This window comes from Pseudoduganella sp. R-34 (genome assembly GCF_049904655.1).
Taxonomy (GTDB): Bacteria; Pseudomonadota; Gammaproteobacteria; order Burkholderiales; family Burkholderiaceae_D; genus Rugamonas.
In genome coordinates, this window is record NZ_CP184573.1 from 1 (window position 1) to 12,459 (window position 12,459).

General features: G+C 54.6%; 14 protein-coding genes. 2 read left to right on the forward strand and 12 right to left on the reverse strand.

Annotated elements, in window-relative coordinates; genetic code table 11:
- Together ACN9MW_RS31095 and ACN9MW_RS31100 are read left to right on the forward strand one after the other, a co-directional pair.
- On the forward strand, positions 1–1,695 hold the full coding sequence (locus ACN9MW_RS31095) for a hypothetical protein (protein WP_426172510.1): 1,695 nt from the start codon (positions 1–3) through the stop codon (positions 1,693–1,695).
- A 2-nt stretch (positions 1,696–1,697) separates the two neighbouring features.
- On the forward strand, positions 1,698–1,937 hold the full coding sequence (locus ACN9MW_RS31100) for a cold-shock protein (protein WP_426172511.1): 240 nt from the start codon (positions 1,698–1,700) through the stop codon (positions 1,935–1,937).
- A gap of 63 nt (positions 1,938–2,000) precedes the next feature.
- Here the strand turns inward: ACN9MW_RS31100 and ACN9MW_RS31105 are convergent, their stop codons facing one another.
- The 12 genes from ACN9MW_RS31105 to ACN9MW_RS31160 all read right to left on the reverse strand — a co-directional run bounded on the left by ACN9MW_RS31105 (position 2,001) and on the right by ACN9MW_RS31160 (position 12,446).
- On the reverse strand, positions 2,001–3,416 hold the full coding sequence (locus ACN9MW_RS31105) for a phosphoadenosine phosphosulfate reductase family protein (RefSeq protein WP_426172513.1): 1,416 nt from the start codon (positions 3,414–3,416) through the stop codon (positions 2,001–2,003).
- Positions 3,417–3,880: 464 nt separating this feature from the next.
- Positions 3,881–4,012 carry a hypothetical protein gene (locus tag ACN9MW_RS31110; RefSeq protein ID WP_426172514.1) on the reverse strand — a complete coding sequence of 44 codons (132 nt, stop codon included), beginning with the start codon at positions 4,010–4,012 and terminating at the stop codon, positions 3,881–3,883.
- 21 nt (positions 4,013–4,033) lie between these two features.
- Positions 4,034–4,420 (reverse strand): hypothetical protein, encoded by a 387-nt coding sequence (locus ACN9MW_RS31115; protein WP_426172516.1) that lies wholly within the window; start codon positions 4,418–4,420, stop codon positions 4,034–4,036.
- A complete protein-coding gene (locus ACN9MW_RS31120) occupies positions 4,417–4,578 on the reverse strand; it encodes a hypothetical protein (protein WP_426172517.1) in 162 nt (53 codons plus the stop codon). Before ACN9MW_RS31120 ends, ACN9MW_RS31115 begins: the two co-directional genes overlap by 4 nt.
- A 234-nt stretch (positions 4,579–4,812) precedes the next feature.
- Complete coding sequence (locus ACN9MW_RS31125; RefSeq protein WP_426172638.1) at positions 4,813–5,610, reverse strand: PRTRC system ThiF family protein; 798 nt, start codon at positions 5,608–5,610, stop codon at positions 4,813–4,815.
- A gap of 2 nt (positions 5,611–5,612) precedes the next feature.
- The gene (locus ACN9MW_RS31130; RefSeq protein ID WP_426172519.1) at positions 5,613–6,212 is read right to left on the reverse strand and encodes a PRTRC system protein A; all 600 of its coding nucleotides are present in this window, start codon (positions 6,210–6,212) and stop codon (positions 5,613–5,615) included.
- The gene (locus ACN9MW_RS31135) at positions 6,212–6,991 is read right to left on the reverse strand and encodes a PRTRC system protein B (protein ID WP_426172520.1); all 780 of its coding nucleotides are present in this window, start codon (positions 6,989–6,991) and stop codon (positions 6,212–6,214) included. Before ACN9MW_RS31135 ends, ACN9MW_RS31130 begins: the two co-directional genes overlap by 1 nt.
- Before the next feature lie 3 nt (positions 6,992–6,994).
- Positions 6,995–8,119, reverse strand: a complete 1,125-nt coding sequence (locus tag ACN9MW_RS31140; protein WP_426172522.1) for a PRTRC system protein F — start codon at positions 8,117–8,119, stop codon at positions 6,995–6,997.
- A gap of 307 nt (positions 8,120–8,426) precedes the next feature.
- Positions 8,427–8,636, reverse strand: a complete 210-nt coding sequence (locus tag ACN9MW_RS31145) for a PRTRC system protein C (RefSeq protein WP_426172523.1) — start codon at positions 8,634–8,636, stop codon at positions 8,427–8,429.
- Between the two features lie 12 nt (positions 8,637–8,648).
- Positions 8,649–9,128, reverse strand: a complete 480-nt coding sequence (locus ACN9MW_RS31150; RefSeq protein WP_426172524.1) for a PRTRC system protein E — start codon at positions 9,126–9,128, stop codon at positions 8,649–8,651.
- Positions 9,129–9,191: 63 nt separating this feature from the next.
- Positions 9,192–11,030, reverse strand: coding sequence for a PRTRC system ParB family protein (locus ACN9MW_RS31155; RefSeq protein ID WP_426172526.1), 1,839 nt, complete (start codon positions 11,028–11,030; stop codon positions 9,192–9,194).
- A 534-nt stretch (positions 11,031–11,564) separates the two neighbouring features.
- Positions 11,565–12,446, reverse strand: a complete 882-nt coding sequence (locus tag ACN9MW_RS31160) for a hypothetical protein (protein WP_426172527.1) — start codon at positions 12,444–12,446, stop codon at positions 11,565–11,567.
- Positions 12,447–12,459: the final 13 nt, after the last annotated feature.

Genomic DNA, 12,459 nt, shown 5'->3' on the forward strand with positions numbered 1-12,459 from the left:
ATGACTTACGAATTCCATGCCGGCGACAGCATCGCCAACGACGTACCCAACCCATTCAAGGTTGAAAACCTGTTCCTCGCCTTGTCGTCGATTGCGCTGGTAGCCGGCGCGATTTCCGTACTCCTGGCTGCGCGAGCATACTTCCAATCCAACGAAGTGAAACTGGCGGGCGTTACGGTCATGCTGGCCGTCGTGCTTTTCGGTGCTGCGACGAAGTTCTTGATCCAGGCCCTGTCACACATCCGCTTCTACATGGGCATCAAGCAGCCCCGCGGCCTCGCCCAGGAGCTTAAGCCCACCACGTTCGGGCTCGGCAACGGCGCGCGGGGACTTATCTCGACGCTCCGTGACGGCGCGATCGAGTTTCCGGAACCGAAGGGTGCATTGAACGGGCTGCTTTACACCCTAATCAAGCCGCTGATTACATCCCCACCTCCAATTCAGGTCGCGGCCGTACAGCACTTCCATTCGCTGGTTGCCATGTCCGCGATCCTGATTTCGATGATTGTGTCGTATGTGTGTGTCGCGGGCTCCTCTTACGAGGGTGTCGTGTCCTGGTTCTACCTGCCAATGACCGGGCTGTCGATCCTAACCCCCTTTCTGAAACAGGATGTTGAAGACGTCAGTGCGAGCAAGGTTGGAGACTCCAACAAGATGGTGGTCACCCTTTTCGGCCTAGTGGTCTTCTCGGTGATTGGGCCAGTGGCGATCCCACACTACATGCCGGCGTACCCAATCCCGCCTATGTGGATTGCGCCGACATTGATGCTGGTGGCTTCGATGGTCGCATCCGCCATGTTCCTTGCGTCGTTGTTCTCCCAGCTGGACAATGTCGAGCAGACCAGCGTGTCTTGCGAGCAGACGACCATTTCTATGAACTGCCATCCTGCGCAACTTTGGACCAAGGTGAGCCGTGACTTCCAAAGCCAGTGGGTTCGCAACACGCCAAATCGTGCTTACGCCAATGTCCCACCGGGCGCAACAGAAAGTGATCGCGGTAGCTTCCAGGGCTACATTCTGGAAGAAACTCAGCCGACACCCTTTAACAATATGGCGATCGGCAGCCTCTCAGAAGCTTTCGGAGCGCGCCACGTCCGATGGCTCACTGCCCTTAACGTGTGGGGGCTGCTGGTGAGCGTGGCCAGCGCTCTCACCGCGGCGGCGTACGCTCCGCAGCTGGGATCGATGGCGAAGATGGATATCACGCGGGCGGTGCTGGTCACCGTTGCCTTGACTGCCGCAGCGGCGCTCGCTTTCCGCATCAGCCATCTGCTTTGGTCCCGCATGTACTTCAAGTCTCGCCTGGTGTGCATCGTGGTCGACGGCACATTCCAGGATGCAGAGCTGAGCATCGGCAACCAGTTCACCGGCAGCGTTCAGTCCCGCTCCACTCTCACCCGTGTCGAAGACGCGACGCTTCGGGTATGGGTGACAGACATCGTCTCTGTCGCATTCGGTAAGGAGGCAAAGCGCTTCATCATGGCCATGGCGCCGGCAGATAGCGTAGCCAAGTCGACAACCGACGGCCTCAAAGAATTTGCTCTGTCGCAAAGCTCGGTAACAGTGCCGACGAATCATAGGGACATCGAGCGAGCTAAGGCGGTGGTCGCGTTGGACAAGGCGATCAGCGGCGCTGATGCGTCCGCGCTGGATGCTTTCGCCATAAAGCAGTCTATCTCTATGCAGCGGGGCTGAGCATGACTGCTCCGATCGACAAGAAGTTGGCGCCGAAGCTGACGGGAACGTGCAAGTTCTACGACCCAGGAAAGCAGTTTGGCTTTATCGCCGGCGATGATGGTCACGATCGCTTTTTCAACGCCAACCACATTCTTCCGGAACAAGTGCTTTGTTCAGGGGCCCGGGTTGAGTTTATAGCTGGGTCAAACCGGCGAGGGCTGCTGGCAGATCGGGTGGCGGCCGTACAGGTGCGGCAATGAAAAATGGCGCCCGAGGGCGCCATTTGGTTTGAAGGAGGTTGTCGAGCGGTCTCCTCTCGACGGTTAGATACTGCACATTGGACACGGTGTTGACCGAACGGCTTCTTCGAGGTCTAGCTCCTTGACGCGCTCAATTGCCCTGTACCACATCGATGCGACAACGCGGCCGGTGGCATGCTGAACGCGCTTGAGCGCGTTCTTGGATTCTTCTGCCCATTCGTACTCTACCGACAACGGTGAGGCCTCGATGCTTGCGACCTGCTGCATACCTTCGGCCTGAAGGGCGCGCGTCGCCCATTGGATAATGTGTCGAAGCTGCCGGTATGATTCTCCTTTCTGCCAAGTGTAGCTTTCACCGGTTGGTGGGTCTGGATCGAACACGTCGGCAGGCAGCTCCACGTACCAAATGGCGAATCGCACGTCATGGCGAACCTGATCGGGCGTCATATCGTGGACTTCGCTTGTGGCGAGTAGGTGCTGAAAGCGCTCGTTCAGCTGGTCCTTGATTCCGGCAAGGGTCGGCGAATAGGTGAGTATCCGCTTTGCCCAGACAAATTCATTAAGTCCTAAAAACGAGTCAAAGAAGAACTCGCCGCCGATGTAGATTCCCCGATCACCGAAAATAGACGTGCCCCTCTTAAGGCGGTTCTTGAACTTTCGGGCGTCCGACGTTGGTAAAGGCAACCGCTGCCAGTTCTCCGAAATTCCAGAATCGCGCCATAATGGTGGAGCCTCCTTGTGCCGCGCCGAATCTTCCAGTCCGAGTTTCTCGTACTTGGCGCCGCGGTTGAAGATAATTGGCTGCTCCTGCATGAGGCCTACCTTTTCAGTGCGACGTTGGTAGAAGCAATCGGAGCAACCGGACCTGGTACGCCTTGCGTAGTACCGAGGAATCCCGATGGTCTCGCGAAGCATTTGAAAAACATGCTCGCGCTTCAGTCCCATGTCGATGAACGGGAAGTGTGTTTCCACATCGTCGATCGCGAACGCTAACCGATCCTGCTCATCCGCTCGTATGCCAATGAACATGTGGCGTTGGCGGTACTGCCCTTGACTTTCTAGCCATGGCTTGAAGTTCTCAAGCTTGAGGATCCGGGTGCACCAGCGCGCGCTGTGACTTGGAAGGAAGCCGCCCTGCGCTTCGATCAGTTCGAACAGTCCCAATTCGGGAGTGAGACGAGTAATAGATCGGCCGAGAAAGGCCTCGAGATCATCCAAGGTTACATAGATACCAGGTTCCTCAGCTACGGTGTCGGTAAACACCAAGACGAACCGGACACCCGGATAGAGCAGGTGCATCAGGATGGCGATCAGTGAGGAATCAGCTCCACCGGACACTGGGATGATGTACTGATCCGTCTCCGGGTTGCCGGGCAGCTGGTAGTTGAGCTGAATTCCGACGAGCGTACGAAGGTACGCCAGCCAGTTGCTTGGGTCGGCGATGCGCGCCGGTACTTGTTGTGGAATGTTTGCGAGCATGTTGTCTCCAATTGAGGATGCCGGAAGCCGGCGGTCGAAAATCTGGAGGGGGCCAACGTGCGCACCGAAGACTGCGAGTGCGGATTACGACAGGCGCCATTCAGAGCGGCATTGATTCGCTCTGAATGTCGGGAGGTTGGTTCGGGATAGTTGGAGACGCCAGTTGGGACGTCAAGGCCTTCGAGTTGGAGACAAGGGCGTTTCGTCAACGGCGAGCCGTGACGATGATTACCGTACGAAGAATTTCTTGACCAGGCGAGCGATATACATCATGGGCGCCCAGAAGGTAGCCCAACCCTCGGCCAGACCTTGGTTAAAACTTGCGTGCAGACTTTTCATCATTTCTCCTTCGCTCAGCTGATGAACGCTTACAAGTTAGCAAGTTTCCGACCGTCTGTCAAACGACCAGGTTAAGCGTCGTGGGAGACTGCCCAGTCCAGAGTCTGGGCAGTCCTATTGCCTTACTATTGCGCGGCCTGTTCGGTGCGACGCATTGTTACGATACCTTTTGCCATCTTGAAAAAGCCTGAAAGTGGCGACCAGTACATCTGCCAGCCATCACTGCAGCCTTGTTTGAACTCGGCGATGATATCCATGTTGATGTCCTTTTTGTGGGATTACTTCTTCTTCTCGAACAATTTGGTCTCAGCGACCACCATTCGGATTGCACCGACTAAGAAGGAAACGAACCAAATCACAAAACCGGAGTAGAACATGATGGACTCACCCACTTCAAACAACTCGGCCTGGTGGTGCGAGCCGAACCTGAAAATGAAGGGTAAGAGCCGAGCGATGGCGACTTCGGCAGCGCACCAGACGCCATATGCCAGAGCGGAACTCAAGGTGTGTCCAAGCATGCGAGCGATTGGTTTAAGAACTTCTTCGGCGAACGATTCAGTTTCGATTTTTGGATGAGTGGATTTGAGTTCCTCCTGTTTGGGTGGGATGACTTTGAGGCGGGCGGCCTGGCGAGCTGCCAGCACGAGCTTTTGTTTCTTCTTCATTCGGATTCCATGTTGTAGTTGTTATGCGCGGAGTGCAGCCAGTGAACCGCGGCCACGCCGATCTGGTGTGGATTGGATTTGGAAGAGACTTGAATGCCCATCGCCGGCGGAGGCGTTGAACAGCAGGCCCCGAGGTTGATGGTGATGTTGTTGAACATTTTTTACTCCGATGACTTATGCCGAGAGATCGGCAGTTGAAAATTCGGAGTGGAGCTATGAGTCGATACCAGTCAAAGCGGTTTCGAGCACGCTTTGAATGGTGTGAAATCTGAAGTGAGAAGGTACTGCAGACATGCAGTCTTGATGCCGGTGACCGACAATGAATACTAGCATAGGCATTTGTTTGCAGTCGACAGCGATCTCGGCCCGTGGGCCGAGATCGTGTCTTCACTTCATGCTGCTTTAAGTGCTTGTACTTCCGTTGGCTGTGGCGCAACATATCCCATGCGGCGCCATACCTCGGTATCAAGTTTAATTGGCACAGCGGTCCCAGCTTCCAGATTGATGAACTTACCTGAGTAAGATAGCCGTCCGTTGCGGAACAGCATCCAAAGCAGATTGAACACTTCGTTGGCCATCGTGTTGTTGATGACCAGGCTCTGCTTCTGCAGGGCTTCGGCAACGGAGCAGCTCGGCTTGTCGTCTTTCGCATCCAGCTTAGCGTCGATCATGTCCGGGAACAGGTCAGCGACGTGTGGTAAGCGGACCGCCTTTCGAGGACCTTCGCACAATTCGCCTATTACTACCTGACCGGAGTTCTCTGCGTTTCCGCTGTCGATGTAGTAGCAGTGATAGCTGCTGATCGCTGAGATGATAGCCGCCCGGCCTTTCCGAGAGTCGACACACCCGATAACGATGTCTGCATTGATGCGATCAGACTTCTTTACCTTCTTCGGGACTGCAGTCCATTTTGTGCCCCAACATTGATTGAGTCGGTTGATGATCAACGTCGCCTTGTACTGGCCGACGTCTTGCGGGAAGAAGCATTGACGTCCAATGTTCGCCGGCGACACGATATCGTCGTCGTACAAGGTGACCTGCAATCCATAAGGATGCCCGAGTTCGAGCATGGCGAAATGCAGCTGCATGAGCCGCGGAAGAAGCGCCGAACCGGTCCCTCCGGCGCCGACGACTACTACTTTCACTGTCTCGCGCAGCAGCGGCGCATGGATGTTGTGCTCTACTTTCACTTTCAAATACTCCAGGTTTGATTTTTAAAAGCCCCGCGCACACAAAGCCGAGTTGCGAACGATGGATTGTTGGTATTGCAGTGGCCGACAACGAACGCGTACTTCACGGCGTGCATGTCGTCTTGATCGTCTACGCCCGAAAAGTACGCAGCGTGATGGCTATGGGAGTGGCAGTCCACGATGATGTGAACGCCCTCTTCCAAAGTGGGTAGCTCATACTCGAGCGAACCTGATGTCGCATGGTTCGACTTTGATCGCATAAGCGCGTATTCGCCAGTGTGCTCATTCCAGGTAATGATGCCGCCAATTTCGACTTCGCTATCACGCTGGGCCCACGCTACAAATTCCCTTAGCAGCGCCCGTGGAATCCGTCCGGCCGTCAATTCAAAAGACTCGTGAATGACACCGAAAGGAACCTTTGCGGTGAGCGCCGGACCGACCTGAGTAACGATGCGCGCCCAGGGGCGACGCACTTCGAGGAAGGTTCCGTTGGCCGCTAGGACGATGCGCTCGCCATTACGCTCCAATGGAGTGAACGGAGAGAACAAGGGCGTACTGATCACAGGGCAGGACGATTGCAGGGCTACATCACGCTTGTCCATTAGTTTGTCCCTTCCAAATTTTTGCGAATGTCCATCATGAGCGAACCAAGCGTTTGGTTTGCCTTCACCAGGTATTCCGACGGGAAGGTCTGATAAACACCGTCCAGAAGTTCCTTCCACAATGCGTATTCGCCTCGCGGATGACTGGCCTTCTTCTTTTGGCCATTGATGTGTGTGAACTCGCTCTCAAAGAACGCTGCTTCCCACTGCGGAATGGCGTTCGAAGCGATTCCTTTTGGGGTCGCTGCGGAGCCTGTGCAGATGGCACCGTTGTCGTAGACGTTGAAGTAGGGCGCGTGGTGCAGCGCTGTGTCCACTTTAGGCCGTTCGTTATCAGCGAGCGAGAATATGGACCATGACCCTTTCACGACCACGAACAGAAGTGGTGGATGGGGAACTTTAGCGGAGCGCGTGCCAAGCTCCTTATTCTTGAAAAACACACCGCGCTCACAGGCTGGCGTCCACCAAACCATGTGGTCGGCGGAGATGCTCAGTACGTTCTCCGGCAAGAGATCGACGGTCAAGGTCAGCTTCTTTGCCAGGTTTCCGAACATTTTGACCACAGCCTCCTTGGTAACAGCTCTACCCGCTGCGATTTGAAAACTTGGACGTGCTTCGGTACCAAAATTTTCGACATCATGCACGGTGGCGTATGTGATGTTCTGGTGTCCGCCGCCAAGATGGCCGCGCTTCTGAACTGCGTAAAGCAAGATGGCCTTCGCCAGCACGAGAGTGCTTTCTCCGGTTTGCATACTGAAATTGTTCATTGGTTTGTTCATTGTTTACTCCGTGTCATTGGAATACGAAATTGCTGGAATCAACGCGTCAATCTGAGCAATCAGATCAAACAGTGCGTCGAGCTTTTGAAAATATTTCTTGAGTTGCGTCGCCGTCTTTGGTAGTTGTTCTGCGGCGTGAAGATCAGTGCCCTCTCCGCTTTCGAATAGATACTGCCCCTCTTGATCTTGGAACTGAGAACAACGATCATCGGCGTTAAACAAGAGAATGCAGCCTACGTAGAGAGATCTGCCTTCGAAGCCTTCAGGCAACTTCAAGCGGGCCTTTAGGTCGACCACTCGTTTAAATGCTTGTCGGAGAGAGAGGAGTCTTGTTGCGACGGAAGCGACTTCATTGTCGCTTGATCGAGCAAGGTCACTCAGTTTTTGATCTGAGAACTCTGGCAGCTTTTTAGGACGTCTGCTTTCTCTGCAAATGTCGAAGCAGAAGCCGTTTCCGTATGCCTCGAGGATTGCATCGGGCATGAAGATTTCAATGTTGACGTCCTCCTCGTCGCCGTATCGCTCGATCAGCTGTTCACGGGCCTCTTCATCTGTTACCGACCAGATATCGTCTCCCCACAGCGAATAGCTCGTTTCGCCTTCCAGGATGCGCTCTGGATGTTGGATTTCTATGGACTTGTAACTGGCTGCGACGAGCTCGCTAAAAGCGGTCAGGAAGAGTCCAGGCACCTTTGCCTCCAATCTTCGAGCTATATCTTCGACATATCGGAGTTCTGCCCCAGAGCCTGTGATAGTGAGTACCGCGCTTTCGAACGTCAAGTCGCTCGAAACATGGCCGTCAAATAGGTTGCTGGCGCATTCGGCATCAAGAATTTCGATGTCGAAGCGCATGTGTTGAAGTCCATTGATTCGGCGATTGAACCAGGCACCTACTCCTTCGCCTACGATTTGTGCGGGGGTCGATGCGGTAGTTGGAATATCTTCGGGATCGATGACACCGGCTTTGAGAAGTTGCCGTGCTAGATCCGTGAAGTCAGTCTGATATCGCAACTGGGTTGCGTGACGCGGAACAGACGCGTGAATGCTCGGTACCTGAAAAAGAGTTGGGAGGGATTGTTGAGGAATTGCGCCTTGGAGCAGGCGCATTTCGGTTTCGTTGAGTTGCATTGCTACTCCTTGAAATTGTTCCGCATGGCGGCAAAAAAGGAGTGAGCCTTGAAGGGCTTTCTTTTGCGTTTCCGCAGAAGAAAGCCCCCAGTTGGGGGCTGAAGCGCCTAGAAGATAGGCGGAAGTTGCGATGGTTCCAAAGCCAATGGCCGTGTTGAAGAGACTTTGTCGCAGAGACGTGAAAGCACGCCAGCGCAATGCATCATTCGGTCGTCAGGAATTACTAGTGGCCTCGCGGCCACCGACTTTCCCTTCAACGTGACAGCCTGGCCGGAGAGAATTGCTTCTACGCGGGCCCGGTCCATTTTCAGCCCTTCGTCCCGACGTTGCGGGAGAAACTGTAGGTTGCAACGTCGCCGTCAATTGCCGGATCGTTGACGATCGCGGTGGCCAGATCAGGGTACTGGTTGCTGTAAATGTCACGTACTTCGTCCGGCGTGAAGCTTGCTCCTGGGTCGGGAAGGTCTACGCCATTGAAGTTAAATTTGCGGGACAGTTTGGATACTTCGATTGCCATGCAGTTCTCCTTTTAGCTCAACAGATCGAGCAGGTCGTCGTTGGTGTTTTTCGGTGCGGCTGTTGCGGCCGGCGAGCTTGACGAAGCTTTGTCTTTTACTTCGTCATCGTCTTCCAGAACACTGTCGCCATCCTCAGCCGCGGCTTCGCTTGGCGATGACGCGGAAGGGGACTGCTTCGACTTGGACTGGAGGGCCTTGGAAGCCTTGCCCGCTTCGGTTTGCTTTGCTGCCGCCATTATGGTGGTGGTCACCTGTACCTGTTCTTTCAGCGAGGTTCGTTCAACGCCGTAGGTTGCCAAGGACTCGATAAAGCCGGCCTCGAGTTCTTCCGGGGTTGCGACCAACGCGAGCGGTTGGGCCAGCGCGATGTTGCCACCCTTTGCCAACTGCGGCTTGATTACAACCTTCATTTGCCGGTCCTTTCCTACGCCCGTGATTTCGAGGCTGATCTTCTCTTGGTCCCCCAAAATGGACGCGATTGCTGTAAACATGTGAGTTCCTTAGTTGAAGTTTTATGTAAGAGCGCCGAACGGTCGGCGCATTGTCGAATGAGATTATTTGTACATGAGTACAGGCGGGATCACTGCTGAATAGTCGAAACCTGCTACACCGAGAAGACTCTCGATGAGAGGTTCTTTCTTGTCGTTGAAGAGCTTGGCGAAGCCATCACCAATTGCCTTGTCCAGTTTCACGGACTTGGCAATCACCTGGATCTCGCTTTTGGTGAAAAGATTCAGGAAGGTAGCGTCCATTTTCCAATGCTTGGTCAGGTCAAGCCCGATGTGCTTCGCCAGACACTTGAGTTCATGTTCCGGCAAATCTGTCATTGCCGAAACAGCCATCATTTTGATGGTCGTGTCGAGATGATCCGAAGTCAGCTTCTGTGCCTGGTCAGCGACCTTGTTCAGATCGGTCGCCTTCTTTTCGCCCAGAAGCCTTTCGAAGACCTGCGTCATACCAGTCGAACTGACGTGCCGGATATTCCCGCTCACTGCCAGCGCGATCAAGTATTGCGCCGATACCTGATAGTCCTTTGCGACTTCCTTCTTCATGGCTGAACGCCACAAGTCACGCCGGTATTCTTTGACTTTGTCGCCTTCGCTCACCGAAGTTTTCACTTCGTTGACCTTCGGCTTACTTGTGCTCGCGGACGAACCTTTCTGCGCGTCTTTGGCCTTGGTCTGGTCGGGCGTCGTCGCTTTCGCGGCTTCTGCCTTTTCCTGTTGCTTTGCCCGAATGTTCTCTGCGATTTTCTGCTGATTGCATACTGGGTTAAAGCATTGATTTTTGAATGTACGCCCCAGGTGTTCAGGGATCGCACTGATCGCGGCGCCGAAGTCGGAGCAACCTTGGCAGGCTTCGGCTTGCGCCGTTCCCACTCCAGTTGGCCCTTCAGCCTTGATGACTACCTGAGCAAAGTTGTCCCCCACTCGGACAATGCGGATCACTGGATACTCCTCTTTGAGCGATTCCTTCATCGTTTCCAGGTGAGCTTCGGTTTTTGCCGTGTAGCACGCGCGATTGGTACATCCGCCATCGGTGATGCAGGCTTCGAACATGGTGCCCTGGACACTGGAGTTGTACTGGCAGCCAGCGCAGTCAGTCTTGTCGAAGATTGCGGCCGACAACTTCGCGGCAGCCTTTTCGATCAGACGTTTGAGGTCGGCTATGTCGACTCCACGCTCGAGAACGGCCGCGAGCATCTTATCCTGATTTTCTTTGGACAGCGCCGCCAGCAACTCGGCATGTCCCAGTTTGATTTTGCGCTCGTTAAGGGCTGTTCGGACCAATTCCGAGCAGTTCATCAACGCGAGGCGCGAGTCCAGCGTAGAACGAGACCAGCTAAGCAGACGGGCTGCCTCGTCGCGGTCACCTTTGACGTCAGCCAGGGTCCGGGCGGCACTTGCGGCCTCTTCGGTTGGTGACATATCGGCGCGAATCGTATTCTCGATGTTCGCGAGAGCATGCGCTTCTTGGTCGCTGCACTCGCGGATCAAGACCGGCATGTCGTATTCATCGCCATGCGCGACTTTGGCTGCTCGGTAACGACGCTCGCCGGCGATGATCTGGAACGTGCCGTCTGTGAGTGGCCGTACCAGGATAGCTTGAGTGACCCCGTACATGCGTACGGACGCAATCAAGTCGTCCATTTCCTTCGGATCAAAATAGGTTCGCGGATTATTGCCAGGAACGATGCTTTTGAGCTTCAGGACGCTAGGGAAACCTTTCGGTACTAGCGCGGCGTTGCGCTGCTCCGCAGGGGCAGCAACTGGCTTCTCCGGTGCTTCATCGACCAGCTGAAAATTGCCGTTGACTACCGGGTCTGAAACTGACGTTGAATTGATTGGAACGTACGCGCGGTGCGCGTCATTGTGCGAAGAAGTGATTTGCACGATAGATCTCCGAATTATGCCGCAGGGCGGCGTTGAAAATTCGGGTAAGGGAGACAGCTTATTGGGGAGCGAAGCAAGCCAATAAGAGGGAAAGCGAGGGCAGTGATAGCCGGAGAAGGTGTGCCGACAGAAGCGACGTGGACAAGCTTAACAGATTTCCTTGCAAATTGGAAAGGGCTAACCACCCCAGATTACTGGGATGGTTTCGCGACTTAATGGTTTGCTGGGATCAGGTCCTCGTTTTGCCATTGAAGGCATTCGTCGCACTTGGCGTCTTCAACGTAGGCGACGAATCGGACGTTGTTTGAGCTGCATGCTTTGCACGCGCACTCCCCTGGCTTGAATTCGAGTTCGAATTCGCCGGAGCGCGCAGATAAGAATTGGTACGGTTGTTTCGATTTTGGCTTGTGATTGATTGCTGTGTACATTCGAAAACTGCTCCAGTTTGACCGCAGTGCGGGATAAAAAGAGATCTAGCTGGTTAGGCTTCCAGAATCGCGGATCTGGAAGCCCACGAATGGGCGGTTGCGGTGCTTAGGCCCAAGCCCACACACCACGTTCACTGGAGGTGTACTCTCCGGTGGAATTGAGGATCTGTCGTACCTTTGCTTTCCAGTTAGGGTTCTCTTTTACCTTCTCTGGGCAGCCCGATGCGACCTGGTCGTAGATGGCGTCCAGCCGCGCGGCGCCGCCGAGCGCGATCATCACGTTGCGAATGACTGCGCGCCAGGTGCCGCGCAAGCGCGCAGCTTGTTCGTTTGCCAGTACGCCGAGCAGGTGGAAGATCGGGCTGGCCTTCTTTCGCCACAGGAGGATATATTCGTGTAGGATGAATGGCATTTGCATCTTCGCGTACTGCTGCCGCCCCGACGTGGTGTTGTGCTGCTGCTTGATCAGAACTGCGAGCAGTTCATCACTTGGCATGCGAGTGATCGCCTCGGCCTGGTAAGAGGTGTAAATACCGTTTCGGCGGTAGTCACCGATTATGGTCCCGTACACGCCCCCGCCTTTGGTTGCTTCGCGTTGATTGATCAAAGCGATCTGCAGCTTCTCGTGGAAGTCTGCATCATCTTTGCAGCGTGAGAGATCGTCAGGATGTGGTTCACCGTAGACTTTTCCCGAATACTGAATCATATCGGCGTAAGGGGGGTGTGATACGACCAAGTCCGCTTGTTTTCCAACCCGACCGACGATGGAGTCGCGCAGGATGTTGAAACCCTGGTGAAGGTCGAGGCCGTACGCTTCGATACTCATTTCCTTTGCGACCTCGATGCTGGTGCCCGATCCCATCATCGGATCGATGAACACAGCAGGCTTGAGTCGGTTGAATAGTTCCACGTACACATGTCCAGTGCAATTGCCACGCCAGGAGCTCTGACCCCAGGGGCCGCGGTCAGGGAACGAAAAGATGCTCATAGAATTTTCCTTT

What these genes read in the sequence shown, in the direction of transcription:
- ACN9MW_RS31150 (WP_426172524.1), bottom strand. Translation starts at nt 9,128, where the DNA reads ATGTTTACAGCAATCGCGTCCATTTTGGGGGACCAAGAGAAGATCAGC.
- ACN9MW_RS31105 (WP_426172513.1), bottom strand. Translation starts at nt 3,416, where the DNA reads ATGCTCGCAAACATTCCACAACAAGTACCGGCGCGCATCGCCGACCCA.
- ACN9MW_RS31130 (WP_426172519.1), bottom strand. Translation starts at nt 6,212, where the DNA reads ATGGACAAGCGTGATGTAGCCCTGCAATCGTCCTGCCCTGTGATCAGT.
- ACN9MW_RS31115 (WP_426172516.1), bottom strand. Translation starts at nt 4,420, where the DNA reads ATGAAGAAGAAACAAAAGCTCGTGCTGGCAGCTCGCCAGGCCGCCCGC.
- ACN9MW_RS31110 (WP_426172514.1), bottom strand. Translation starts at nt 4,012, where the DNA reads ATGGATATCATCGCCGAGTTCAAACAAGGCTGCAGTGATGGCTGGCAG.
- ACN9MW_RS31135 (WP_426172520.1), bottom strand. Translation starts at nt 6,991, where the DNA reads ATGAACAAACCAATGAACAATTTCAGTATGCAAACCGGAGAAAGCACT.
- ACN9MW_RS31120 (WP_426172517.1), bottom strand. Translation starts at nt 4,578, where the DNA reads ATGTTCAACAACATCACCATCAACCTCGGGGCCTGCTGTTCAACGCCT.
- ACN9MW_RS31100 (WP_426172511.1), top strand. Translation starts at nt 1,698, where the DNA reads ATGACTGCTCCGATCGACAAGAAGTTGGCGCCGAAGCTGACGGGAACG.
- ACN9MW_RS31145 (WP_426172523.1), bottom strand. Translation starts at nt 8,636, where the DNA reads ATGGCAATCGAAGTATCCAAACTGTCCCGCAAATTTAACTTCAATGGC.
- ACN9MW_RS31095 (WP_426172510.1), top strand. Translation starts at nt 1, where the DNA reads ATGACTTACGAATTCCATGCCGGCGACAGCATCGCCAACGACGTACCC.
- ACN9MW_RS31160 (WP_426172527.1), bottom strand. Translation starts at nt 12,446, where the DNA reads ATGAGCATCTTTTCGTTCCCTGACCGCGGCCCCTGGGGTCAGAGCTCC.
- ACN9MW_RS31140 (WP_426172522.1), bottom strand. Translation starts at nt 8,119, where the DNA reads ATGCAACTCAACGAAACCGAAATGCGCCTGCTCCAAGGCGCAATTCCT.